Here is a 24,230-nt window from a genome sequence, read left to right on the forward strand (position 1 = left end):
CGCTCGAAGGGAATCATCCATGTCTTCTCCGATAGCCCGACGCACTGTGCTCGGCCTGATGGGCGCAGCAGCCTTGTCGATTCCGCACGCCACCGCCGCTGTCGCATCAGGGCCTGCGCCGGCAGTGGCCGGACCCGACGTCACGCTCGTGGACAACGGCAGTTCCGTCACCCTGTCGAATGGCCTCATCCAGTTCACCGTCGTCAAGAGCACCGCGAGGATCACCGATCTTCGCCTGCTCGCCGGGCCTCAGGCGGACAGCAGCACCAACCTGTTCGCAGGTGCTCACGGCAATGGCTACACGGAGTTCAACTACTCCGGCGCGCCGAAGGCCGTGGCCCTCACCGGCGCCGTTTTCAGCGTCGTCTCGCAGACGTCCGACCGTGTCGAGATATCCATGCTCGCTGACGATCCCTCGAGCCTGGGCTTCTACGTGGACATCCGGATGGCCATCGAACGCGGTCGGCCCGGCATCTACAACTACTGGATCGTCAAGTACCCCGAGGACATGCCGGACGGCCTCACTCTCACCCAACTCCGTTATGCCTACGCCGCGGACACTCCGGCTTTCCGCTGGTTCGTCGTGGATGACGAGCGCGGTGTCCAGCAACGCCCGACCGCAGCTGAGCTCAAGGAAGCCGTCACTCTCCAGGACTCCACCGTCGTCCTCCCTGACGGCACCCTTTACTCCAAGTACCAGAACAAGTCGAACCTTGAAGGCGACAACCACGTCTTCATGATCTCCGACGGCAAGGTCGGACTCTCTCTCGTGCAGGCGAGCAAGGAGTCCTTCGGAAGTCCCACGCGTCAGGAACTGACCTGCCACGACTACTACGACGGCATGATTCTGCTCTGGCACCCGATCGCGAGCCACTACACGGCGAACGTGGAGGTCTCCAGGGGATGGGCGAAGGTCTACGGGCCCTCGTACCTCCACGTCAGCGGGACTGCGGTCGGAGACGAGCGGGCGAATGTCGAAGCCCTGTGGAAGGACGCCAAGCGGGCCGCCGCACGTGAGCAGGCGGAATGGCCGTACAAGTGGATCACGGACGCCACCTACGCCGCCACTGAGCGGTCCACCGTCAGCGGCAAGCTGTCCATCGCCTCGCTCGGCACCGTCGCCAACGGCTGGGCCGTGCTCTACCAGCCCGAGCCCGACCGTCAGTACCAAGAGATCACCCTCGACGGAAACGACTGGCAGTACGCCGGCCGCGGATACGTCTACGCTGCGAAGATCGCCCCGAACGGCCGATTCGCCATCCCTGCGGTTCGGCCCGGAACATACACCCTCGCCGCATTCGCGAAGGGCGCCATGGGCGAGTACCGGCACTCGGGCATCAAGGTTCCGGCCGCGGCCACCGTCAACGTGGGCAACCACGTCTGGAAGCCGACCAGCCATGGCAAGACCCTCTGGCAGATCGGCAACCCGGACCGCACGTCCCAGGACTTCCACATCCATGGTGGCGACAACGGCTACTACAAGTCCCTCACCTGGCTCGAGTACCCGTACGAGTTCCCCAACGGAGTCGACTTCAAGGTCGGCGTCGACGATCCGGCGACCGACTGGAACTACTTCCATCCTGCGGTCAGGACCCCAGGGACCCCCGCCCAGCTGCAGTGGCGAGGAACCAATCCGGACAGCACGCTCGAAGCCTGGAAGATCCGGTTCGACGCCCGGCGCTACCGGCGCGGCACCGGCTACCTCGACATCTCCCTGGCCGCTTCGGTTTTCAGCACCCTGGCCGTGACTCTCAACGGCGAGGAGATCGCCTCCTTCGCACCCGTCCCCGGAGTCCGGGGAGACGGCAGCTCCTACCGTCTCGCGGCGCGGGCAGCACACCGTCAGCTCCCCACCATCACGTTCCCCGCCGGCCTCATCCGGGCCGGCGAGAACGTTCTGACCCTCACGCCTGTAAGCCCCGCCGAGGCTCCGACGGCCGACAACTGGATGCAGCCCATGTCCGGTGTCATGTACGACGCGATCAGGCTGCAGGTCGACAGGACCTGATCCGTACTGACCGATCCCGACCGCGCCGCGTCAGGTGTGCAACCGGCACCCTGGCCCGGCGTCGGCCATCGGCTTCACGAAACCCCGCTGTCGTGCGGATGCCGTTCACGATCAACGTAATGAAAGAGTAGGGAATGTACGACTCCATCCGCCCGGGCCAGATCTGGCTGGACACCAACGGCAACCGCATCCACGCACACGCGGGCTCCTTGCTCTTCGAGGACGGCACCTACTACTGGTACGGGGAGAACAAGGAGCACTCGAAACCGGGCGACAACGTCTGGACGTGGGGGATCCGGTGCTATTCCTCGACGGATCTCTACAACTGGACCGACCTTGGACTCATCATCCCCCCGGACCTCGATGACCCCGAGTCGCCCCTGCACCCGTCGCAGTTGATCGACCGTCCGCACATCATTCGCAACCCGCGAACCGGAAAGTACGTCTGCTGGCTCAAGATCATGGGGGAAGGTGAGGAACAACTCTGTACAGTCCTCATCGCCGATTCGCTGCTGGGACCCTACGAGGTCGTCCGCACGGGATTCAGCCCGCTGGGGATGTTCGCCGGCGACTTCGATCTCGTCGTTGATCCGGTGGACGGCAAGGGCTACTACTATTTCGAGCGGGTCCATAGCGAGATGATCTGCGCCGACCTCACCGACGACTTCACGGACGTCACCGGGTACTACTCGACGCACTTCCCGCAGCCGCACCCTCCCCTGGTACGTGAGGCACCCGCGTACTTCCGGCGGAATGGTAAGCACTACCTCGTCACTTCCGGTACGACGTGGTACTACCCGAACCCCTCGGAGGTCGCCGTGGCGGACACCTACCACGGGCCCTACACCGTCATCGGCAATCCCCATCCGCAGGCCGACACCCGCACCTCCTACCGGTCCCAGATCAGTTCGGTCTTCAAGCACCCGACGCAGGAAGACCTCTATATAGCCCTCGCGGACCGATGGCTCCCGCAACTTTCGGAGGAGGAGTCGGACCAGGACGACTTCTTCCACCAGCACTATTCCGAGAGAGCAGCCGGAAGGAGTGTCGCACCCATGCAGTTGCCGGATGCTGACACCTCAGTCGCCGACTACGTATGGCTTCCCATCCGATTCGACGGGGAGACTCCGGTGATCGCGTGGCAGGACGAATGGCGTATCGAAGACGCCAAGACACCATGACCGCAGGAGTGAACTCTCAGGATCGTGAACTCTCCTGAGAGCGGACGTGATCCGGGCCGGGGTTCCAGGAGGCATTCACCCGGCCCGATGGCGCCCCAGCGATTGGCGGCCGGCCCATTCGTGGCCGGCCGCCAACAAGTGACTTTCGTCAGGCCGAGTGAGAATGCGGCAGATGCTTGTCGAACCCGCCCCGACCCGAGATTGGCCAACCGGACGTCTCAGTGAGGTCAGACGAGCGATGCAGGCCGACGAGCAGAAGGGAGTACAGCAGGATGCAGCCACGCGTGGGCATCGCGGATGTTGCCCGAGAGGCTGGTGTGTCCAGCGGTACGGTTTCCAACGTGTACAACAGGCCGGACATCGTCGCGCCTGCTACGCGTGCCCGTGTGGTGTCGGCCATAGAGCGCCTTGGATACGTCCGCAGCGAGAATGCCCGAGTGCTGCGCGGACAGCCCTCCCGCATCATTGCCATCCTCGTCCACGACCTCACGAACCCTTACTGCATGAACCTCGTCCACGGAGCAGAGGAGGCAGCTCGCGCGGCGGGGCTGGCTTTGATGGTGTGCACAAGTCCCCGGAACACCGCTGAAGAAGCAAGCCGCCTCGCCCTACTGGCAGAGCATCAGGTGCGAGGCGTGCTGATCATGCGGACAGACATTTCCACCGACTTCATGGTCGCCCTGGAGCGATCCGGCATCCCGTGCGTTCTGATGGATCACGATGCACGGCAAGGGCGCCCGCGTGCGTGTTCCGTAGCGTCCGGCGACGCCACCGGTGGACGGCTGGCTGTACAGCACCTCCTGGCCAGCGGCCATCGCACGTAGGCTTCATCGGCGATCCGCCCTGTCGAACGTCGGGCAGATGTGCTTGAGGCCCTGGCCCAGGGGCGTATGGCCACTGCCAGGCAGCGGTCGAAATGCCCGCCGTACCTTCGAGTTCGCTGCAAACAACCCCTAGTACCGGGCCGTGTACGGCCGCCCCTGACTGGAGACCCAAGCGATGACGATTCAGGTCACCCATAGCCGTGGCGAGCACATCACCGTCCGGTCGGGCGACGTCGAGCTGCTCAGGTATGTCTATGCGCCGGACGCGAACGCCTTCGAGGCCCGCAAGCCGTACATCCACCCCTTGCGCACCCTCGCTGGACATCAGGTCTCGGGGTACCGCCCGAATGACCACCGCTGGCACAAGGGTCTTCAGATGACCGCGAGCCATCTGTCGGGACAGAACTTCTGGGGTGGCAACTCCTATGTCCACGGCAAGGGCTATCTGCGCCTGCCGGAGCGGATCGGATCCATGCGTCATGACGACTTTCCCGCTCTCGACATCGAGAGCGAACGCTTCCACCTCGCTGAAGCGCTGACCTGGATTGAGAACGGCGGCAACGAATGGGCCAGGGAGCAGCGCGGCATCACCGTCCACTCGGTCGACGAGAAGGCCGGATCTTGGGCCCTTGACTGGACGATCCGGCTGACCAACACCCGCGGTGAGCCCCTGCGCTTCGGGTCACCGACCACTGCTGGACGCGAGATGGCCGGCTACACGGGCCTGCAGTGGCGCGGACCGCGCGACTTCTCCGGCGGCACTGTGTTCGGTCCCGACGACGACGTCACGGCCGGCACGGCCGAACTGATGGGCACCCAGAGCCCATGGCTGGCCTTCACCGCCGAACACGACGACGTGGATGCGCACTCCACCCTCGTCTTCGCGCACGCACCTGAGAACCTCGATGGCGCGAGCGCGATCCACGATTCGCACTGGTTCGTACGCTCCGAACCAAACCCCACTGTTGCCTTCTCATGGGCGTTCTTCGAGGAGTTCGAGCTGGCTCCCGGTGCCTCCTTCGCCTATCGATACCGGGTCGTGGTCGCCGACGGTGTCTGGGATCGTGATCAGGTGGCCACGCACCTGCAGGGGCTGACATGGTGAGCCTGCCGCACACGCCCGACTCAGGCCGAACGCGGAGAGGGCCTCGTTTCTGGGTCTTCCAAGATTCTCGTAAGAGGCTCCTCCCGTGCCGATGGCTGGCTGGTTTCGGGCCGTTGCGGAGGGGTAGCGCACCCTCGGGCTATCGGTTGTTGTGGCGCCAGCGTGTCAGTGCCCCGCAGTAGCCTTGGCGCATGAGGGCCAGCGACTTCTTCCGAACGGTCAGCACCGGCACTGGCGGCTGGGGAGAGCCATTGACGGCCTCTGCGTTCGAGATTGAACTTGTGGAGCGGCTACGCAAGGGGCCCCTGGAAGGCACCTTGGACCGTGCTGCAGCCGAGGGCTTGTCCACGCTGGTGCACTCGGAGTTGGAGCACTGCGGAACCGACAGCGGGCAACGGCTGGACGATGAGGAGATCGCCGCTGCGATCAGGTGTCTGAAGGCCATCCTTCGTCGGCTTGGCATCCCGTTCAACCCGCCTTTCCGGGACTTTCGAGGGTTTCACGGCTATTGGAGCGCCCAGGGGATGGGCGGCGAAGGCGGCTGGGCCGCACGTCGCGGATACCTGAACATGCTCTTCTCGCCGGTTTGGCTGGCCCTGGACGAGTTGGAAGCGACTGAGGACGAGGGTATCGGTTTCCGCGGAGTCGACGGAGCGCCCAAGAACATCATCTTCGCCTCCACCGGGTTCAAACCCGAGATCGTCATGAGTCAGGTCATCGACGGGGCAATCGATATCGTGGAGCACGAAGATAACTGTCTGGTCTACGACCGGCCCTTGACAGAGGCTGGAATGACATGGGGGCAGCTTGTTGACTGGTGGCGTGAGCGGAACGACATGGGTGATGCAGATGATCGCGCCGTGGCCCTCTCGCTGTATGAGCGACTCAAGGCGTCCCTGGCCTCGGACGCTGAACGGTATGTCTTTCACGCATTCGGCAGCCGTTATGCCGGGCCCAACGCCTTGCAGGAGCCCGCTCTGCTGCCGCAGGTGTATCTACACTTCGATCCGCTCACGGAGCGGCAGCGACGGGTCCTGAACAAGCCCCGTCGGCTCGGCCGTGAGCGAATGGACTTCCTCCTGCTGTTGCCCGGTGGGGTTCGCGTCGTGATCGAGGTGGATGGAAAGCATCACTATGCACGAGAGGTTCCCCCCGAATCGGGAAGGTGGGAGGTGGCTGCAGACCTCTACTCCGAGATGGTCGCAGAGGACCGCGAGCTACGCCTCAAGGGCTACGAGGTCTTCCGCTTCGGTGGGAGAGAGATACTCGAATCCCGTGAGGACCTCAGCTCTATTCGCCGATTCTTCGGTGACCTGGAGGCCCGATACTGGCCCGTAGTAGGGCCATGAACTTTGCTGTTCCGGTTCGACATGCTCCAGGGCCCGGCGGTCGTACCGGCAGGGCCAGGGTTGATTCAAAGTCTTGGTGATCTTTCTGCGCTGCAGGTCAGGGGATCTGCAGGGGGTTCAGGGGGCGGGTGAAGGGCTCGTAGGAGAGGTGGCGGAGTCCGGCGGCGATGCTGTGGTGGCCGTGATCTCGGAGGGTGTTGATCGCCAGGTTGCGCAGGGCGGTCATGTTCTCTGGTCCGTGTCCGGTGCGGACCTTGGAGGCGTCCTCGCGGTAGGCGGTGTCGCGGACGAAGTGGAGTCGGTTCTCGATGGTCCACTGTGCGCGGGCGAGTTCCCCGATGCGTTGAGGTGATGCCTGCTGGTGCGTCAGGTCGGTGAGCACGTAGACGGTTTGTCGGGGCAGCCTTCCTGTCTTTATGTCGGTTCGGTAGCGGGTGATCCGGGCGGCTTGGACTGCGTGGGGGAAGTCCAGGCCCAAGTCGGTGATGGTGAGCGCGCGCACCGCGCGGGTCTCTCGGCGACCGTGCCCGCGTCCGCGCTGGTAGTGGCGGGCGCTCACTTTGGGCCAGGGCAGTGACCGCAGTGCCGCGAACAGCGCCGGCTGGTTGGCCTTTACGACCAGCAGGTAGTGCGCCTGCTTCTGTTCGACCAGGAACCTGGCGTGGGCGCGCTGAGTGTGGAGCGCGTCGGCGGTCACCGTTACCTCGTGCAGGTCGAACGGGGCCAAAAGTGCAGCGAAGCAGGTGATCTCGTTGGTGCGGTCCGGCACCCGCAGTTGTCCGATCGTCTGCCCGCTGCCGGTTACCGCCGCGAGCAGGTGAGCTGCCAGTTCCTGGTCGTGCCGTGAGCCCCGCGCCGCTTTGCCGTCCACGGCCAGCGAAGAGGCACCGTCTGGATCCGCGCCGGTCAGCTCGGCCAGGCCGCCGGGGCAGACCAACGAGATCACGCGGCGGATCGTGGCGGTGCTGGGTGCTACCCGCACGCCGAGCAGGCCGACGGTACGGGCGCCGAGGCGGACCAGCGTGTGCTGGGGAGCGGAGGCGGCCCACTGCCCGATCGCGGCATAGGAGCACGCCCCGGCCAGCACCGCCGCGGCGGCCAGCAACGGCACACTGACCAGGGAGTGCCGCCGGCCTCGACGGCCACGCGGGTCGGGAAGTGCGACCAGTCGCCCCATCAGCGTTCCGGCCCCGCGCTCGGCGCGTGTCGGAGTCTTGGTCAGACAGACGGTGGCAGACTGGCGGCACATCGAAACTCCGGCTGGCGTGGGCGACTTGGCGGTCACCTGGGCCAACCGGAGTTCCGTTGCTTTCGTGGCGGTCTGCCAGCAACGGGCCACGTGCCGCTTGCCTGCAGCTTCACATGATCACCTGGGCCCTGGGCAGGTGCTGCCGCCTCGCGACCATGCAGACGGCGCCTGAACAGCAAGTATTCGCTTGCAGGGACGGGCCACGGCGGTGAGGATCGTCGGTTGTCCAGGTCTTGGGCACCCGGTCGACCATGCCCATCGCGGTGTGTCATTCAAGGAGATCACCATGACAGCCGCGGACATGGCAGACGAGACGTCCTGGTATGCGGTGCGCTGCGTGTTCCAGTGGGATGCCTGGGAGGGCGCACCGTACGAGGAGCGCCTGACGTTGTGGCAGGCCGTCTCGATGGACCAGGCCATCGCCAGGGCCGAGGACGAGGCACGAACCTATGCCGGGGACAACGGCCATCGTTACCTGGAGATGGCCCAGTGCTATCGCCTGGCCACGGCAGGACGGCCGGACGACGGCGACGAGGTCTTCTCGCTCTTGCGCGACAGTCCCCTCGGCAAGGAAGCGTATCTGGACCACTACTTCGATACCGGGCACGAGCACCAGGGCACCCCGACCGAGGACTGACGGCCGCACCGGGTCCGGGCTGCGAAGCATTATGGGGTCAGCCCCCAGCGGATGTGCCCGCTGAGTCGCTGCCCGGCCTCCACCCCACCTGAGTCGATCCTTCCCCCAGGATCGACCTCCTGGATGCCCTCTGACCAGCCGACGGGCTTGATCACCAGGACTTTGAATCAGCCCTGCCGGCAGGGCTGCCGGATAGGGGCTCGAGGAGAGCCCGGTGCTACGGCGATTTGCGTCCACCTCGGGAACCGGCGACGACGCGAATAAGTTGCGTTCACCTTCGTGGTCCGAGCGATAGTCAAGAGTTGTGGATGGGGCCTCCGGTGCGGTGATCTCGGCGGCCGCGAGCCGGGCGTTCTCGCGCACCTTCGAGGCGGTATCGGCGGACAACGGTGCGGCGGTAGCCCCCAGTATGACAACATCAACGCATGGGCATCTTCGACTCCATCGCGCGTGGCCTCGGTAGCCTCCGCCCGCCGTCCGACGCGGAACTCGAAGACGAGCGCGAGGCGCTGCGACAGCGTTACGTATCTAGCGGGGATGCGTGCAGTCCGCCCGCTGTTCGCCCGGCTGGTGGAGGTACGGCCTGACTCATCGGGTCGGTGCCGTCGGTGGAGGTGTCCGCCCCGAGACTCATGCTGACGACTTTGGCGCCACTGTGCGCGGCCCACTCCATGCCTGCGAGCACCCCGGACTCGGTCCCGGAGCCGTCGTATCCGGCGGCCCACGCGGTGGGGGCCCCGATCTGCGGCACGCTCTTGTCGAGGGTGGGGGTGACCTTTCCGTCGAGCCACACCTTCCGCACACCGTCGGCCAGCCGCTTCGCCGTGGCACCGTCCTGCTTGTTCCGCAGCCCTGCCCAGAACCTCTGCGCCTGCTCCGGATCGACCGCCGCGGCCGTGGCCTTGATGGCCGGCAACCGCCGCACCTGCCGGGAGTTGGCCGGCGTCTTCCCCGCCGGGACATCACGGTCGTCCCGGCGGAGGTCCGGCCGCTACTGGACGCCGGCGTAGGATCGACGCGGTCCCGGTCGGGCTGTCGGAGTCGGGGGCGAACGACACCTGGCGGTTGGCACCACTGCCGGTCACCACGACCCGGTCGCCGGTCACCAGTCGCACCGTATGGGCGGAACTCGTCACCTTCGAGGGCTTGAGGACGGACACGGACGAAAGATCGTCCGAGGAAGCGCCCGCCGGAGAGGCGAGGCTTACGGCCAGTAGAGCCGCCAATACCGCCACGGCCGGCAGGGGTCCCTGTCTGAAGGGTCTGTGCATGGTGAGGAAAACTCCTTCGCGTCGGGTGGGCAGGGACGCAACTCTTGCAACTCACCCGCCGCGCATAGGTGAGTTCGTGGCGTGTGCGCGTCAGTGTCCGAGCACGCCAAGGTACCCAACGGGACTTGTATGTCATGGAGTTCAGGTGCACGGCCGCCCGGGAGGCTGCCCGGTCACGACATGACGGTGCCACCACCCCTCCGGGGGTGGTGGCACCGTCATGTCATGCCGTGCGGGGTCAGCTGACGGGGATCGCCCGGGGAAGGGCGGAATCCACGGTGTTGCCGTGCTTGTCCTCGGCCGTCACGCGCACGCCCAGGAAACCACCCGGCTTCAGCGCCGTGTGCGGCGCGAGGAACCGGTACTCACCGTCGTGGCCGAGGATCACGACCTGCTTCCAGGTCGCACCGTTGTCGGAGGTGACCCAGGCGCGGACCTTGCGCAGGCCGTCGACCGCACCGGTGACATCGGCCTTGACCAGCAGCGGGAGGCCGGCGCGTGCCTGGTTCAGGTTGTTCAGCGGCGCGTCGAACGACACGTTGAGGAGGTTCACCGGTGTCGCTGTCTCACCCGTGCCGCCGGCGGTGAAGGTCCACTTGGAGGTGGCCTCGCCGCCCATCGGGAAGATCCCCGCGGAGGTGTAGGTGCGCCGGAGTTCGTACGACGCCTTGTCGGCGTCCGCGAATGTCTTGTCGATCATCGCGCCGGTGCCGGCGACCAGCGTGCCGTTGCGGGAGAGCTGGCTCGTGGACTGGGCGCGCTGCGGGACGTTGAAGTCGCCGAGCTGTGGGGCGAGCCCCTTCGGGTTGACGGCGTCGTCCACCTTCAGCTGGAGACGGGCACCCGTTGCCTGGCCCGTGGTGCGCACCGAGAGCGGTCCGCCGAACCAGGTGTCCTTCGTGGAGGTTTCCGGCTTGTACGTGCAATTGACCGGCGCGTAGTTCATCGCCACGCCGCCCTGGTTGCGGTAGCTGAACCGCATCCAGGTCCTGTCCTCGGCCTGGATGTACTCCGTGCGCTCGCGCGGGACGGTCAGGTAGGACGGCGAGGAGGTGTTGAGGCCGTTCAGCCCGGTCCCGTACGGTGTACTGCCCTCCTGGTAGCGGAGCTTCTCGTTCATACCGCGGTACGTCGTGCGGACCTTGGCGAACTTCTCGATCTCACGGCGGGTCAGCCGGCGCTCGGGATTGTCGGCTACCTCGGTCCGGGCGTAGGCCGCGTCATAGAGCACGGACGTGTCGCCCACGGTGTTGTCACTGTCCGCGTCCGCGAGGCGCCAGCGCTCGTTGAACGCGACCTTGCCGAGGTGGGCCTCGGTGGTCGGAGTGATCCAGAGGGCGTCCTTGGGGAAGGCCCCGTAGGCGCCGCCGGCCAGCATGCTGTGACGGATGCCGTACTGGCCGTCGTCGGTGGTGCGGGACAGGTTGCCCATCATGAACTCGGGGCGGGTGTCCTTGCCTTCGACCGAGGCGGTCCAGCGACGGGCCTTGCGGGCGTCGAAGACGATCTCGTTCGTGCCGGCCTTGAGGTCGGCGCTCACGATCGCGATCTGCTGGATGCCGTCGATGGTCATGCGGATCGTCGCCAGGCCCAAGTAGGTGCCCTCGGGGACCCGCAGGTCACGGGTTCCCTCGGCGCGGACCTCCGCGTTCAGCGAGGCGCCGCTCTCCGCGTTGAGCAGGGAGATCTGGGCGGGGGCGGGCTTGCCCGCGCGGTCGAGCGTGGTGACCTTGACGGACTGTGCCCGGTCCAGGAGTAGCGGGATGCGCAGCGCCTGGCCGCCGCCGTCGGGGAGCGCCGTCAGCGCACCACTGTACGTACCGGTCGGTGTGTCCGTGGCGTCGACGGTCAGGGCGACGTCGGTGGTCTCGCCGGCGCCCAACGTCACGGAGGAGGCGGACAGTTCCAGCATGCCGTCCGGTGGAGTCGAACCGGCGGCGGCCAGCGCGCCCGTGAGGTTCAGGGTGACGGCCGCGTTGCCCTTGTTGGTGAGCTTCACGGTACGGGTCGCGGTGTCGTCGGTAACGTCCAGGTGCCCGAAGTCGACGGCGCCGGTGTCGGCCACGACGGTCTGCCTGAGGGCCGCGGGAAGGTTCACCACGCCGGTGCCGACGTCGTACAGCGACTGACCGCTCTGCGGAGCCGTCGTGGTGCCCATCAGGGTGTGCTTGATCTGGTCCGGGGTCCAGTCGGGGTGCTCCTGCGAGAGCAGGGCCGCGGCGCCCGTGATGTGCGGGGCGGCCATCGACGTACCGGACAGTGCAGTGTACGCGGGGTCGCTCTGGACGGTGCCGAGGTTCGTGCCCGCGGCGCGTGCCGCGACGATGTTGACGCCGGGGGCGGCTATCTCGGGCTTGACCGTGCCGTTGAACGACGGTCCGCGGCTGGAGAACGAGGCGGTTCCGCCCGTGAAGTCCACCGCCGCGACCGACAGGGCGTGCGGGGCGATCGACGGGGCCGACACGGTGCTGATGTTGGGACCGTTGTTGCCCGCCGAGACCACGAACAGGGTGCCGGACGAAGTGGCCAGCGCTTCGAGCGACTGGGTGACCGGATCCTGGCCGTTCGTGGGCCCGCTGCCCAGCGACATGTTGACGACCTTGGCGCCCTGCGCGACGGCCCACTCCATACCGGCGATGACGGACGAGTCCGAACCGGACCCGTCGTCGCCCAGGACCTTGCCGACGATCAGGTCGGCGTCCGGTGCTACGCCGGAGCGCGTACCCGCCGCTCCTGCGCCGCTGCCTGCCACGGTCGCCGCGACGTGCGTGCCGTGGCCCTGCTTGTCGAGCGTGTTGCCGCTGCCCGAGAAGTCCTTGGTCTCGCTGATCCGACCCGCCAGGTCCGCGTGCGTCTGATCGACACCGGTGTCCAGCACGGCGACCTTGACACCCTTGCCCGTGCGGCCGGCCTGCCAGGCGCTGTCGGCGCCGATCTGCGTGAGGTTGCGGTCCAGCGCGTCGGCGTGGACCTTGCCGTCGAGCCAGATGCTCTTGACGCCGTCCAGCGCGTCCTTGCTGTCGAGGGCGTCGCCGACCTCGGCCGCGTCGTCCTTGTCGAGGACCGCCGTGCTCGCCCTGAGGGCGTGGAAGTCCCGCTTGGCGGGCATCAGTCCGTCGCTCGCGAGCGCTTCCGGACGGTCGGCGCCGGTGCGCCGCACGATCAGCGGGAGCGCGTCGACGCGGGAGTCGTCGTAACCGTCCCGGACCAGGCCGTCGACGTTGAACAGTTGCGGGTCCAGGAGTGAGCCGACCTTGCCGATCACATCGCTCGGGTAGAAGTACGCGTCGCCGTCGATGTCCGTACGGGCCAGAACCGTGCCCGGAGCCGAGTCCGCCGCGGGCACCGCGCTGTACGACTTCCGGCCGTCCGGTGTGGTGGTGACCGTCACCCGGTCACCCGTGATGAGCGTGACCGTGTGGTTCACCGACGCGCCGAACGCGGCGGTGGTCGGCTCCGGCACGGGCGTGGCGGTCGCCGTAGGGACAACGGCAGGCGAGCACAGGGCGGCTACGCTGACCGCCGCAACAAGTCTGGCGCGGGCAAAGGGTTTCACGGGGACTCCGGCTTCGGGACGGGGAACGGTGTCGGTGTGCCGTGCACGGGGGGCGGCGGCAGCTTGATGCGGTACGCACTCACATCGCGCGTCTCCTCCTCGGCGAGCAGAGTGGAACCGGTGAGCCGGCACCACTCCCGTACGGAGGAGCGGACCTGAGGGTTGGCACTGTGCAGTTCCAGCACGCTGCCGAGTGGCAGCTCGCACCGGCGCCGCTCCAGCAGACCGAGGATCCGTGACCACGGTTCGCCGCCTGCGTCCACGACGGCACGGACCGAGTCATCCGGACCTGTCGCGTCGGACGACGCGGCGGGCGAGGCAGCACTCATGGGCAGTTCATCCTCGGCGGGCGGGAGCGGGTACACACCCCGCGGGTCGGGGTTGCCCAGACCGTAGGCAACGCCCGTTACCCGCGAATTACCGCTCGGAGCGGCACCTCAGCACCGGGTACGGCCTTGACGCCGGGCACTTGGTCATGGCAACGCCCGGGTAACGGGTGTGGTCTAGCGTCCGCTGCCCGAGGAGAAACACGGCAGGGAACCGGGGTGGGAGATGCGGCGCGCACGACGCCGGAGCAAGGAGACCTCAGATGTCGGACTCGCAGCCCTGGGGGTGACCATGGCCGACGAGGAGCTCTACCGGCACCTGCTGCGCTCCGGCCCGGCGTCCGTCGAGGAGCTGGCCGATGCGCTGCTGGAGCCGCACGCGGAAGTGGCGCGGCAGACCGAGGCGTTGGCTGCACTGCAGCTGGTTGCCCTGACCGCCGGCGAGCCTGAGCGGTGGGTGGCCGCGGCTCCCGACGTGGCGGTCGAGCGGCTCATGGAGTGCCGCCAGCGGGAGCTGAACCGGGCCCGCAGTGGTCTGGCCCGGCTCATGGGCGAGTACAGGTCGGGCCACCGGACGGGTGCGGTGGAAGGTCCGGTCGAGGTGGTCGAGGGCGCGGAGCGATGCAGGCGCCGGTACGCGGAGACCGTGGCGAACACCGCCCGCGAACTCCTCGTGCTCAGCAGACCGCCGTTCGTCATCCACGGTGGTGTCTCCCTCGATGTCCTGAGCATTCTCGACCGGAACGTCCGCTGCCGGTCGATCTACGACCGGCGCGCCCTGGACCTGCCGCACTCGGTCGCCGACATAAGTTCCTACCAGGCCGCGGGCGAGCAGGTACGCGTCGTCGACGAACTCCCCTTGAAGCTGCTGATCTCGGACCGGACGACGGCGCTTCTCCCCGGCGGCGACGACCGGCCCGGCGAGTGGTTCGTGGTCTCCGGCAGCACGCTCGTGGAAGGTCTGGTGTCGTTGTTCGAGCTGCTGTGGGAACGCAGCGTCCCGCTCGTCCCGGTGGAGGCCGAGACCGACGTGACGGAGGCCGGACTGCCGTCGTCCGACATCCAACTGCTCGGCCTGCTGTTCGCCGGGCTCACGGACGCGGCGATCGCCCGCCAGCTCAGTACGAGCGTGCGCACCGTGCAGCGCCGCCTGACCCGCCTGATGGAGCGTGCGGGGGTGGGGAACCGCGCACAGCTCGCCTGGCACGCGGCGCGCGGCGGGTGGCTCACCCCTTAGAAGCCACCTCCGCCATGAACGACAGCTACCGAACCAGCCAAATGAGCCGTCTTCCAAGGCCCTGCCCTGGGGGTGTTCGGGAGGTCGTGGGTCAGCCGGTCGGCTGTTGCGGACTGTCGGGATCACCGGCCGAGTTGTAGCGGAGCAGGTGCGTGGCGAAGAGGGCGAGGTCCTCGGCCGTCCAGTCCGCGAGCCGCTCCTGGTAGGCGGCGCGTCGGCTGGCCTGGGTCGAGGCGAGTGCCTGGGTGCCGGACTCGGTGGGATGAAGCACCTGGATGCGGTGATCGCCCGGATCCGCATGGCGCTCGACCAGGCCCAGTTTCTCCAGGGTGCCGAGCTGCCGGCTGACAGTGGACTTGTCGAGCATGTAGTGCGCCGCCAGATCCGTGGCGCGGCAGCCGTGCTGGTCGTCGATGTGCGCCAGCAAGGTGTACGACACCAGGGGCAGCTCGGGATGGAGCCTGGCCGCGGCGGCGCGCGCCCTGCGGGCGAAGGCGGTCAGTTCGCGCTGGATGACGTCCAGCGACTCTTCGCGTTCTCCGGGGGTGCCTGGCATGCGTCGCCTTCCTCGAGTTCAGTTGTATAGTACAACGGAATGTGAGTTGTAAAAGCCAACCATCTGTCGATCGTCTGGAGAGTTCCGATGTCCACAGGCCCGAGCACCGCTGCCGGCTCCACTTCCGCCGCCCTGCGTCATGTGCTGAGCCACCTCGTCACGCCACTGCTGATGTGTGTGGGCATGGGGCTCGCCTACCTCGGGGCGTTCCACGCCCCGGAACCGCACGATCTGCGGGTGGACGTGGTCGGCTCGGGACCGAGTGCGCAGGTGCTGGCGCAGACCCTCCAGGACAAGGGGCACGGAGCGCTGAGCGTCCGTACGGTCGCGGACCGGGCCGCGGCGGTCGACCACCTGAGGACGCAGGACAGCTACGGCGCCTATGTGCCGGGCCGGAGCCCCGAACTGCTGGTGGCCACGGCGTCCTCCGACACCAGCGCGACCGTGGTGGAGAAGGTCTTCACAGAGGTGGCGGCGGGACAGGGCGCTCCGCTGAAGGTCACGGACACGGCACCCACCGCGGACGGTGACCCGACCGGGCAGGGGATCTTCTTCCTGCTCGTCGCGGTGAGCATCGGCTCGTACGCCTCCGTCGCCGTGATCGGCGGAGCCGGCGGGGTGCTGCCCCTGCGGATCCGGGCGGCGCTGGCCGTTGCCGCCTCGCTGGTGGTGAGCGTGATCGGGGCGGTGTTCGCCGGCCCGCTCTTCGGCCTCGTCGATCACGGGCTCGGGGGGCTGTGGGCGATGGCGTGGCTCTACGCGGCAGGCATTCTGCTGATCGGTGTCGGGCTGCACACCTTCCTCAAGCGGTGGACCACGCTCGGCGTCATGGTGTTGTTCGTCATGCTGAACTTCACCAGCTCCGGCGGCATCTTCCGGCCCGAGATGCAGCCGGGGTTCTTCGGCGCGCTGCACGCGTTCTGGAACGGAGCGGGCTTCGTCGAAGGTGTTCGCAGTCATGTGTACTTCGGCGGGCACGCGCTCGGCGGACATCTGCTGGTGCTCGCCCTCTGGTTCGTGGCCGGCATCGTGGCGATGGCGCTGGCGGGTCTGGCCGAGCGGAAGCGGCGGGGCGCCGGGACGGTCGCCGCGCCGTCGGCGGGAGAACTGCTTGGGGTACAGGCCGGCGCGGAGACAGAAGAGGAGATCGAGGAGGCGGTGGCCGTCTGATGCGGCCGCCTGCCCGAGTCGTCTGACGAGGCCGTCCAACCAGGGCCTTGGCCGGGCCGGACGGTGGGGTTCTCGGCCTGGTCGGGATGCGGGGCGGGCGTTGCCCCCAGGCGTCCCGGTCGGTTGTTCAGTTGTCCCCGGGGCCAGACGGATATCGGCGGACGGCGGCACCGTCATCGGCAGTTGATGCTGGATCGATTTGCTCACCGAGCGAACCGGTCTGCCCCTGTCCGTCGCAATCCCGGGGGCCAGCCTGCACGACAGCCAGGCTCTGATCCCGCTGGTGCAAGGATTACCTCCGATCCGCTCGCGCCGCGGACCGCGGTGCCGCAAGCCCGCAAAGCTCCACGCGGACCAGGGCTACGAGTGCTCCTGCCTGCGGCGATGGTTACGTCAGCGTGGCATTCCGCAACGCATCGCACCCAAGGGAATCGAGCTGTCACAGCGACTGGGACGCCACCGCTGTACCGTCGAACGCACCATGTCGTGGCTCGCCGGCTGTCGCCGTCTCCGCCGCCGCTACGAGCGCAAAGCCAAGCACTTCCTCGCCTTCCCAAGCATCGCCTGCACCCTCATCTGCTACCGCAGACTCCCCAAATGAGATGGACCCGTCACGCGAGAGGGCCGTCGCCCGCATCAGCGGGCGACGGCCCTCCCTTTCACCGTGCGTCGCGGGTTCACGCACGAGGGCCGGACTCCGGTGTACTTCACCGTGAGTCCGGCCCCGTTCACGGCCGCGCGTTGCCGCCGGCCGGCCCCGGCGTTCTGTTCACGTCACTTCGCGACGCGCACCGCGTTGATGACGGTCTGCTCGATGCGACTGCCCGCGGCGTTCTCCCCCTTCACGCGGAGGGAGACCGAAGCGGCCCCCTTCGGAGCCCTCAGCTGCACTGCCGCCGCCCGTGAGGTCGTCTGCGAGGCCGCGCGGTGCCAGGTCTTCCCACCGTCGTACGAGACCTCGACCGACGCGGACCTGAGCGGCGACCGCGAACCGTCGCCGCTGCGGAAGGAGACGGTGAGCTTGTGTGCCGCCAGTGGCTTGACCGAGCTGTCGAGCGCTACTCCCCGGAGGTCGTAGTCGGCGTGGAGCAGGGGAAGCGTGTGCCAGTCGACGCCCTCCGGTTGCGCGGAGTCGAAGGTCCACGCGGTGTGCGTCTCCGTGCTGGTCTGCCACCACGCCTGGGTCCGCTTCGCGTCGAGCTCGAAACGGTACCGGGACTTCTGCGCCGGCAGTCCGGTGATCGTCGCGAACGGGTAGGGCGCGGTACCGATCAGCGTACCGTCGCGGTAGACGCGGAACTCGTCCACATCGCCCTCCGCCATGGAGCTGCCCTCGTAGAAGTGCCCGTCCGGCGAGGCCCACACCGGGATCTGGACGACCATCTCCTCACTGTTCCGCGACGGCGTCATGCCGGTCCCGGGGGCGTAGACGTCGACGGGCGACGTCGGACGTTGTACCGGCTTGAACCACTCCTCCGAAACCTCCTTGCCCGGTGTGTACGGCCGCAGCATGGAGACCATGGAGGCGCCGTTGCCCGGCAGGACGAGGCGCTGCCACTTGGCGTTGTCGGTGTTCACGTACACGTGCTGCGTCGTGCCGAACGCCATGTCGGCGAACGCCCCCGCACCGCGCTGCGAGACGGTGCTGTATCCGAGCCAGCCGTCCTGGTTGTTGCGGATGTCGTCGGGGTTCGCGGCCGGCGAGTAGGTCTTGACCGCGATGTCGGCGAACGTGCGCCGGTCGGGGTCGAAGGTCTGGTCGGCGGCGATGCCGTCGTCCTCACCGCGCACCAGACCGTAGAGGTACGACGGGTTCTTCTCGACGGTGAGCTGGACACGGACCGGGCCCCGAGTGAGGGCCTGGGCCAGCAGGTCGCCCCGGCTCTTCGGGACGCCGAAGACGGGCACCGGGGCGGGGATCGAACCAGGGAGGCGTTCGTCGGCCGAGTTGACCACCATGATCGCGGCGGCGCCGGCCTCGACCAGGTGCGGCAGGACCGTGTACACGTCGGCGGTCCGCCGCACCATCGCCAGCTTGCCCTTGACGTCGACGGCCGCGAGCTCGGCGGCCGATCCGGTGCCTACGTCGGCGACGGTCAGGCGGCGCTTGCCGTCGAAGCGGCCCGAGAAGCTGAACGACTCGGCCTGCAGGTCCATGTCGTCGCGCAACTGCGCCTTGGCGATGATCGGAGGGCTCTGCAGGATCCAGTTGACGTTCGTCCCGAACGTGCCGTCCTTGGGCTTGGCGCTCGGCAGGGCCCACTGGTGGCCACCGGCGCGGCCGAGCACGAAGGTGGAGGAGGCGCCGGTGGACTGCTCTTCGGACCGGCGGCCCACGGAGAGGATCAGGCTGCGCAGTTCGCTGCGCTGGGGTGTCTCCGCCTTGATGGGTCGGGCTTTGCGGCCGTCGGCGGAGACGGCGACGTCCTGCTCGCCCACCTCGATGTCGGGAATCCCGAAAGTGACGAAGTCGCTGTCCTTACGGAGGTGGCCGAAGATCGTGTATCGCCCCGGCTTGACGTGTGCCGTGGCCACACCGTCGGCTCCCACCCGAAGGAACGCCGGCGGGCCCGAGTTGGTGAGATCGCGCAGCGTGACGACGCTGGCGCCGGTCGCGGGAGTTCCGTCAGGCATCAGCCCTGTCAGCGTCACCTTCACCGTGGGCTGTTCGCGGTTCAGCGCCACGGTCGCGTGTGCGGTGACGCCCTCTCCGGTCGCGGTGATGGTGCCCGTGTACGTGCCGTAGGCGGTGGCGAGGTCGGGGGTCATGGTGACGTCCACGTCGGCGCTGCCGCCTGCGGGAACGGTCACGGTCTTGGCGCCCAGGGTCAGCGCGTCGGCGTCCACGGAGCCCGAGCCCGCGTCGAGCGTGAGGTCCGACGTCAGTGCGAGGGTCACCTCCCGGTCGGCGGTGTTGTGGAACGTGACCTTGCGGGTGCTCGGGGCCGCGGAGTCATGGCCGGTGACGGTGCCGAAGGACGCGTTGGTGGCCCAGACGGTCTCGTCCAGAGCGGCCGGGATGTCGACGCGCCCCGAGCCCTCGGCGAAGGCTCCGCCCGCCAGTGTCTTCGCGCTCGACATCAACGCGCCCTTGAGGTCGGCGGCTTTCCACTCGGGGTGGGCCTGGGCGAGGATGGCGGCGGCTCCGGCCACGTGCGGGGTGGCCATCGACGTACCGCTGGCGGTGGTGTACCGGTCGCTGACGGGCGTACCCATGGTGGTTCCGGCCGCCCGCGCCGCGACGATGTCGACTCCGGGGGCTGCGATGTCGGGCTTGAGTGCGTTGTCCCCGAAGCGCGGGCCCCGGCTGGAGAACGAGGCGAGCTGGTCCTGCTTGTCGACGGCGGCGACGGTCAGCGCCGCATCGGCGGAGCCGGGCGATCCGATCGTGGTCTGGTCGGGGCCGGTGTTGCCGGCCGCGATCACGAACAGCGTGCCCGTCTCGGCGGTGAGCTCGTCCACGGCGGCACTGAGCGGATCGGTGCCGTCGGAGGGCTCGTCGGAGCCCAGGCTCATGCTGACGACCCTGGCGCCGCTGTGCGCGGCCCACTCCATGCCGGCGAGGACCATTGAGTCGGTGCCCGACCCCTTGTCGTTCAGGACCTTTCCGACGAGCAGCTCCGCACCCGGCGCGACGCCCTTTTCCTTTCCTTCGGAGGCGGCTCCCGAGCCGATGATCGTGGACGCGACGTGTGTGCCGTGACCGTGGTGGTCGACCGCGTCGTCGGCGTCGCTGAAGTTTCGGGCCTCGCTGACCCGTCCTGCCAGGTCGGGATGGGTCTGGTCCACCCCGGTGTCCAGCACGGCGACCTTGACCCCGGTGCCGTCCTTGCCCGCCGCCCAGGCCTCGGGAGCGCCGATCTGCGCAACGCTGTCGGCCAGGGTGGCCTTCACCTTGCCGTCCAGCCAGACCTTCTCGACGCCGGTGGCAAGCTTCTTGGCCGAGGCGCCCTTCTGCTTCGACCGCAGCCCGGACCAGAACGTACCGGTGTGGCCCGGTGCGACGTGTGTCGCGGCCGACTTCAGCGCGCGCAGCTTGTGCACCTTCCCGGCACCCTGCGGGAGCGGCACGTCCGCTGTGCTGCCCTGGACGATCAGCGGCAGTTCGGCGCCGTTGTCGTAGCCCTGCGCGATCAGCGCGTCGATGTCGAACAGGCGGGGGTCGAGGCTTCCGGCGTCGAGGAGCGGGCGCACCTCGTCGGGGATCACGGTGATCTGGTTACCGGTCTGGTCGATGCGCGCGATGCCGTCGGGGCTGTCCGCGTCGGGCTTGAAGGACACGATCTGTTCGGCGCCGGTGCCGGTGACCACGACGGTGTCACCGGTGATGAGACGGACGGTGTGGATGGCCGTCGACGTCGAGGGGCTCAGGGCGCTCACCCCGGGTTCTCGCGCAGAGTCGGCTCCGAGGGCGGCGGGCGCCGTGGTGCCTATCAGCGCGGCGAGCGCGACGGCTGTCGATGCTCTGAGTATGGGTCGGTGCATGGCAGTGATGTCTCCTGTAGGAAAGAGTGGCCGGGGCCGCACACCCACTGCGGGGCACGGCCTCGGACGGTCGTCGGGAAGCGAATCGCTCACGCCTGTGGGTCGGGCGAGGTCATGCAGGTGAATGCGCGGTGCGGTTCGCCGTGCGCACGCACGTGGCGAGGGCCGCTCAACGACCCCGGATCGCAGCCGATGTGGCGGCTGATCCGGGAGGAACGGTTCCAGTTCGGCGCCGCTCCGTACAGACATTCCGCTGGCACGTCGGCGTCAGTGACCTCAACACGCCACCTGATGCGCTTCTGCTCAGGTCCACGGGCTCTCGCGTCCCGGCGGCTACCCGCGAACCCTGCGTACTGGCGACAGCGAGGGTTCTCAGCATCATTCGGCCGCCGGCTGGGATGTACGGCCGTGGGCCAGGCCTGTGGAGTCCACGGCCGCGGTGTCGTCAGCAGCGGGTGCGGTGGACGTCCCGGGTCACCAGGCTGGTGTCGCCGAACGTCGAGTCGAGCCATAGGACCCGTCGGCCCTCACCCAGGACCGGTGCCTCCTGCGCGCCGGGGTTGCAGCTCACCGGTTCGGCGGTCCCGCCCTTGACCGGCATGATCCACAGATTGGGCAGCATGTCCTCGGTGGCGGTGTCCGAGGTGTAGTAGCCGCGGTAGTCGCTGTAGACCAGCCACTTGTCGTTCACCGTGATCTGGGGTGCGAAGGGGGTGTCGGGAGTGCCCTGGGGGACGAGCACCCGGTCGTCACCGCCGTCGGCATCGGCGCTGCGGAGCTGGAGGTCCTCGTCGAAGTCCGTCTCCGACCAGACGACCCGGGTGCCGTTGGTGTCCACCTGCACCGCGTATGCCATCGGGTTGCCGGAGGGGTCCTTGCCCGCGGGCAGGATCGTGCGGCGGTCGGTGGCCAGGTCGTACGTCGCTGCGTTGCGGCCGTTGAAGGAGCCCGCCACGTGGATGTAGGCGATCGTGTCGCCGGAGATCCGGGGGAAGTAGCCCTGGACCCTCTGATCAGGAGTGAGGTTGGTGACCGGCGCGTCGCCGGACTTCACGAACAGGTCGTTGTGGTCGCCCGTTCCGCCCAGGGGTTCGTCCCCGCTCCACACGAACGTGTCACCGGAGACATCGGCGTTGCCCTGCATGCCGCCACCGGGGTGCAGGGCGGTGACCGTACCGCCGTCGAACGAGCCGCGGACGACATCGGCGTTCACCCAGTACGGGTTGACCCGGGTCAGCCGGGTCCACACCACGGTGTCGCCGCTGATCCGCGGAGCGGTGTTGCCGATGACGCCGTTCACCGTCCTGGACCCCGTGATGGGCTCCGAGATGACCCGGGTCCGTGTGCTGCCCAGGGTGCCGACCCTGATCTGCGGGTCACCCGTGACGGGGTCCGTCTCACCGATCACCCAACGCTTGCCGTCCACGTCCGGGGCGCCGCTCGCCTGTACGCCGCTCAGCACGGTCCGGGAGTCGTGCGGCAGGCGCTGCTGCCAGGACCTGGTGATGCCGTGAGCGTCGAATGCCTTTAATATGGAGACGAGTTCACGCTGACTCGAGCCGAGGGACCGGGCCGCGTCGAGGACCGCCAGCCGGCCCGCGTAGAAGTCGGTGAACGGGGTGAAGTACTGGGTGAGCGCGGTGTAGATGATCTTGTCGGCGGTCTTCGGGTCGAGCTTCTCCCTGATGTCCCACAGGGCTCCGGAGAAGATGGTCGAGTTGAGGTGCACTCCGCCGTTGTCCACATCGGGCGGCAGCGACAGGTAGTCGCGCTCGGCCCTGCGGCCGTCGTTCATGTCGCGCAGCGCGCACTCCTGCGGGGAGGTCCCCGGGCAGAGGTCCTCTCCCAGGAGTCCGGCGGCCGGATCGCCCATGGGGGTACGGGAGTCGGTGACGTCGATGGCGTTTCCGAAGTAGTCGGAGACGGCCTCGTTGATGGCGCCGGACTGCTGGAGGTAGATCAGTCCTCCGGAGTGATCGGTGACGCCGTGGGTCATCTCGTGGCCCACGACGTCGAGGTCCGCGGCGAAGGACCGTCCGTTGGACGACCGGCCGTAGACCATCTTCGTGCCGTCCCAGAAGGCGTTGTCGAACGGGCGGCCCCCGTAGGTGACGTCGACGACCGAGCTCATGGAGCCGCCCTTGCCGTCGATGCCGTCGCGGCCGAGGGAACGGTAGAAGTCGTACACCTGGCCCGCGCCCCAGTGGGCGTCCACCGCACCGGAGTCGGTGTTCGTGCCGTCGAAGTGTGCGGCGCCCGAGAGGGCGAGCTTGGCATCGGAGGGCATCGTGCCCTGGTACTTGGCGATGCTTGCCCCCGCCGCGTCGTAAGTGAGGATCTCGCCGCCCCGACCGGCCCACATGGGCTTGGAACGGTCGCGCAGCTCATACCCGCTGTCCGTGTCGTACACCGCGAGGGGCTTGGTCACGCCCTGCTGGTCCACACCGGTGCCGTCGGCCGGGCCCGCCTGCTGAAGATTGTCGTAGCCGAGCGCGAGGGTGCCGTGGTGAGCGTCCAGGTACACCTCGCGGCGGCTGGGCTTGCCTGCCGGAGTCAGCCCGGTGACGGTCAGGTGGTAGGCGAGCGTGCCGGTTCCGTCGGGAAGGACCACGAGCCCGTGTCCCTCGGTCTCGCGCGTGCCGTCCGTGTACGGGGTGGTGTCCACGAACGGGAGGAGGCTGATGGCCGCCTGCTCGGTGAAGGCCGGTTCGGTGTCCACGGTCAGATCGGTGAAGAGCGATCCGGCGGCGCTGGTGACGCCCGACGTGTCCGCGTGCACGAGATACGTGCCGCCGAGCACAGGAACACCGTGGTGGCGCTGGATGAAACGGACGGTCGTGGTGTCTCCGGCCACGGACGTTCCCGCGGCGGCGAGGCCGAGGCCACGTGCGTGGTACACGTCCTCATGGTCGGCAAGATGCCGACGGGCCCGCTCCTGCGGGGAGGCAGAGGCGGTCGGGGTCTCGCCTTCCAGACCCGTGACGTGGGTGGGCGTACGGGAGTTCAGACCGGCGATGATGTCCGGCGGTGGCTCGTCGGCTGCGGCAGAGATACCCCCGAATGCGAGGGGCACAGCGAATGCGGCGGCCATACCGGCACCGGCAAGGCGTCTGAGACGCATGGCTTTTCGGCCTCCAGGTCGGGAACAGTTGCCGCACGTTAGGCAGCCGCCGTTACCCGGCGATTACCAGCGCCGCTCCATGGAGGCCGACGAAAGGAGGGGGCGGGCCGTCGCTCGATCCGTGCCCCTGGAGCGTCGCGTCCGCCGCAGGCACT

At 68.0% G+C, this 24,230-nt stretch carries 15 protein-coding genes and 1 pseudogene; 9 read left to right on the forward strand and 7 right to left on the reverse strand.

The window, feature by feature from the left end; genetic code table 11:
- Positions 1–19: 19 nt before the first annotated feature.
- The 5 genes from OG912_RS33405 to OG912_RS33425 all read left to right on the forward strand — a co-directional run bounded on the left by OG912_RS33405 (position 20) and on the right by OG912_RS33425 (position 6,467).
- Entirely contained in the window at positions 20–2,008 is a 1,989-nt protein-coding gene (locus OG912_RS33405) for a polysaccharide lyase family protein (RefSeq protein WP_327712539.1), read from the forward strand.
- Positions 2,009–2,142: 134 nt separating this feature from the next.
- The gene (locus OG912_RS33410; protein ID WP_327712540.1) at positions 2,143–3,189 is read left to right on the forward strand and encodes a family 43 glycosylhydrolase; all 1,047 of its coding nucleotides are present in this window, start codon (positions 2,143–2,145) and stop codon (positions 3,187–3,189) included.
- A 284-nt stretch (positions 3,190–3,473) separates the two neighbouring features.
- Positions 3,474–4,013, forward strand: a complete 540-nt coding sequence (locus OG912_RS33415; protein WP_327712541.1) for a LacI family DNA-binding transcriptional regulator — start codon at positions 3,474–3,476, stop codon at positions 4,011–4,013.
- A gap of 175 nt (positions 4,014–4,188) precedes the next feature.
- On the forward strand, positions 4,189–5,118 hold the full coding sequence (locus OG912_RS33420; protein ID WP_327712542.1) for a PmoA family protein: 930 nt from the start codon (positions 4,189–4,191) through the stop codon (positions 5,116–5,118).
- 191 nt (positions 5,119–5,309) lie between these two features.
- Positions 5,310–6,467, forward strand: a complete 1,158-nt coding sequence (locus OG912_RS33425) for a hypothetical protein (RefSeq protein WP_327712543.1) — start codon at positions 5,310–5,312, stop codon at positions 6,465–6,467.
- A 97-nt stretch (positions 6,468–6,564) separates the two neighbouring features.
- Here the strand turns inward: OG912_RS33425 and OG912_RS33430 are convergent, their stop codons facing one another.
- Positions 6,565–7,716 (reverse strand): ISAs1 family transposase, encoded by a 1,152-nt coding sequence (locus OG912_RS33430; RefSeq protein ID WP_327712544.1) that lies wholly within the window; start codon positions 7,714–7,716, stop codon positions 6,565–6,567.
- A gap of 286 nt (positions 7,717–8,002) precedes the next feature.
- Between OG912_RS33430 and OG912_RS33435 the strand changes: the two genes are divergently transcribed.
- Positions 8,003–8,353 (forward strand): hypothetical protein, encoded by a 351-nt coding sequence (locus OG912_RS33435; protein ID WP_327712546.1) that lies wholly within the window; start codon positions 8,003–8,005, stop codon positions 8,351–8,353.
- A gap of 520 nt (positions 8,354–8,873) precedes the next feature.
- Here the strand turns inward: OG912_RS33435 and OG912_RS33440 are convergent.
- From OG912_RS33440 to OG912_RS33450, 3 genes are all read right to left on the reverse strand, one after another.
- On the reverse strand, positions 8,874–9,269 hold the full coding sequence (locus OG912_RS33440) for a S8 family serine peptidase (protein WP_327712548.1): 396 nt from the start codon (positions 9,267–9,269) through the stop codon (positions 8,874–8,876).
- Between the two features lie 593 nt (positions 9,270–9,862).
- Entirely contained in the window at positions 9,863–13,087 is a 3,225-nt protein-coding gene (locus OG912_RS33445; protein ID WP_327712549.1) for a S8 family peptidase, read from the reverse strand.
- A gap of 89 nt (positions 13,088–13,176) precedes the next feature.
- On the reverse strand, positions 13,177–13,509 hold the full coding sequence (locus OG912_RS33450) for a sulfurtransferase TusA family protein (RefSeq protein ID WP_327712550.1): 333 nt from the start codon (positions 13,507–13,509) through the stop codon (positions 13,177–13,179).
- A 223-nt stretch (positions 13,510–13,732) separates the two neighbouring features.
- On the opposite strand from OG912_RS33450, the gene OG912_RS33455 reads away from it, so the two are divergent.
- A complete protein-coding gene (locus OG912_RS33455; protein ID WP_327712551.1) occupies positions 13,733–14,743 on the forward strand; it encodes a LuxR C-terminal-related transcriptional regulator in 1,011 nt (336 codons plus the stop codon).
- A 91-nt stretch (positions 14,744–14,834) separates the two neighbouring features.
- On the opposite strand, the gene OG912_RS33460 is transcribed toward OG912_RS33455, so the two are convergent.
- Positions 14,835–15,299, reverse strand: a complete 465-nt coding sequence (locus OG912_RS33460) for a MarR family winged helix-turn-helix transcriptional regulator (RefSeq protein WP_327712552.1) — start codon at positions 15,297–15,299, stop codon at positions 14,835–14,837.
- 87 nt (positions 15,300–15,386) lie between these two features.
- Here OG912_RS33460 and OG912_RS33465 point away from each other — a divergent pair, with 87 nt between their 5' ends.
- Both OG912_RS33465 and OG912_RS33470 read left to right on the forward strand, forming a co-directional pair.
- On the forward strand, positions 15,387–16,469 hold the full coding sequence (locus OG912_RS33465; protein WP_327712553.1) for a hypothetical protein: 1,083 nt from the start codon (positions 15,387–15,389) through the stop codon (positions 16,467–16,469).
- 193 nt (positions 16,470–16,662) lie between these two features.
- Positions 16,663–17,070 (forward strand): annotated as a pseudogene (locus OG912_RS33470) (transposase); the annotation flags it as partial.
- 173 nt (positions 17,071–17,243) lie between these two features.
- On the opposite strand, the gene OG912_RS33475 reads toward OG912_RS33470, so the two are convergent.
- Both OG912_RS33475 and OG912_RS33480 read right to left on the reverse strand, forming a co-directional pair.
- The gene (locus tag OG912_RS33475; RefSeq protein ID WP_327712554.1) at positions 17,244–20,954 is read right to left on the reverse strand and encodes a S8 family serine peptidase; all 3,711 of its coding nucleotides are present in this window, start codon (positions 20,952–20,954) and stop codon (positions 17,244–17,246) included.
- Between the two features lie 445 nt (positions 20,955–21,399).
- Positions 21,400–24,075 carry a M4 family metallopeptidase gene (locus OG912_RS33480; RefSeq protein WP_327712555.1) on the reverse strand — a complete coding sequence of 892 codons (2,676 nt, stop codon included), beginning with the start codon at positions 24,073–24,075 and terminating at the stop codon, positions 21,400–21,402.
- Between the last annotated feature and the right edge of the window lie 155 nt (positions 24,076–24,230).

Origin of the sequence: Streptomyces sp. NBC_00464, from assembly GCF_036013915.1 — a bacterium.
Taxonomy (GTDB): Bacteria; Actinomycetota; Actinomycetes; order Streptomycetales; family Streptomycetaceae; genus Streptomyces.

Bases quoted from the DNA above. Each gene is read 5' to 3' on its own strand.
- OG912_RS33465 (WP_327712553.1), top strand. From the start codon at position 15,387: ATGTCCACAGGCCCGAGCACCGCTGCCGGCTCCACTTCCGCCGCCCTG.
- OG912_RS33420 (WP_327712542.1), top strand. From the start codon at position 4,189: ATGACGATTCAGGTCACCCATAGCCGTGGCGAGCACATCACCGTCCGG.
- OG912_RS33430 (WP_327712544.1), bottom strand. From the start codon at position 7,716: ATGTGCCGCCAGTCTGCCACCGTCTGTCTGACCAAGACTCCGACACGC.
- OG912_RS33450 (WP_327712550.1), bottom strand. From the start codon at position 13,509: ATGAGTGCTGCCTCGCCCGCCGCGTCGTCCGACGCGACAGGTCCGGAT.
- OG912_RS33475 (WP_327712554.1), bottom strand. From the start codon at position 20,954: ATGCACCGACCCATACTCAGAGCATCGACAGCCGTCGCGCTCGCCGCG.
- OG912_RS33480 (WP_327712555.1), bottom strand. From the start codon at position 24,075: ATGCGTCTCAGACGCCTTGCCGGTGCCGGTATGGCCGCCGCATTCGCT.
- OG912_RS33460 (WP_327712552.1), bottom strand. From the start codon at position 15,299: ATGCCAGGCACCCCCGGAGAACGCGAAGAGTCGCTGGACGTCATCCAG.
- OG912_RS33410 (WP_327712540.1), top strand. From the start codon at position 2,143: ATGTACGACTCCATCCGCCCGGGCCAGATCTGGCTGGACACCAACGGC.
- OG912_RS33405 (WP_327712539.1), top strand. From the start codon at position 20: ATGTCTTCTCCGATAGCCCGACGCACTGTGCTCGGCCTGATGGGCGCA.
- OG912_RS33425 (WP_327712543.1), top strand. From the start codon at position 5,310: ATGAGGGCCAGCGACTTCTTCCGAACGGTCAGCACCGGCACTGGCGGC.
- OG912_RS33455 (WP_327712551.1), top strand. From the start codon at position 13,733: ATGCGGCGCGCACGACGCCGGAGCAAGGAGACCTCAGATGTCGGACTC.
- OG912_RS33435 (WP_327712546.1), top strand. From the start codon at position 8,003: ATGACAGCCGCGGACATGGCAGACGAGACGTCCTGGTATGCGGTGCGC.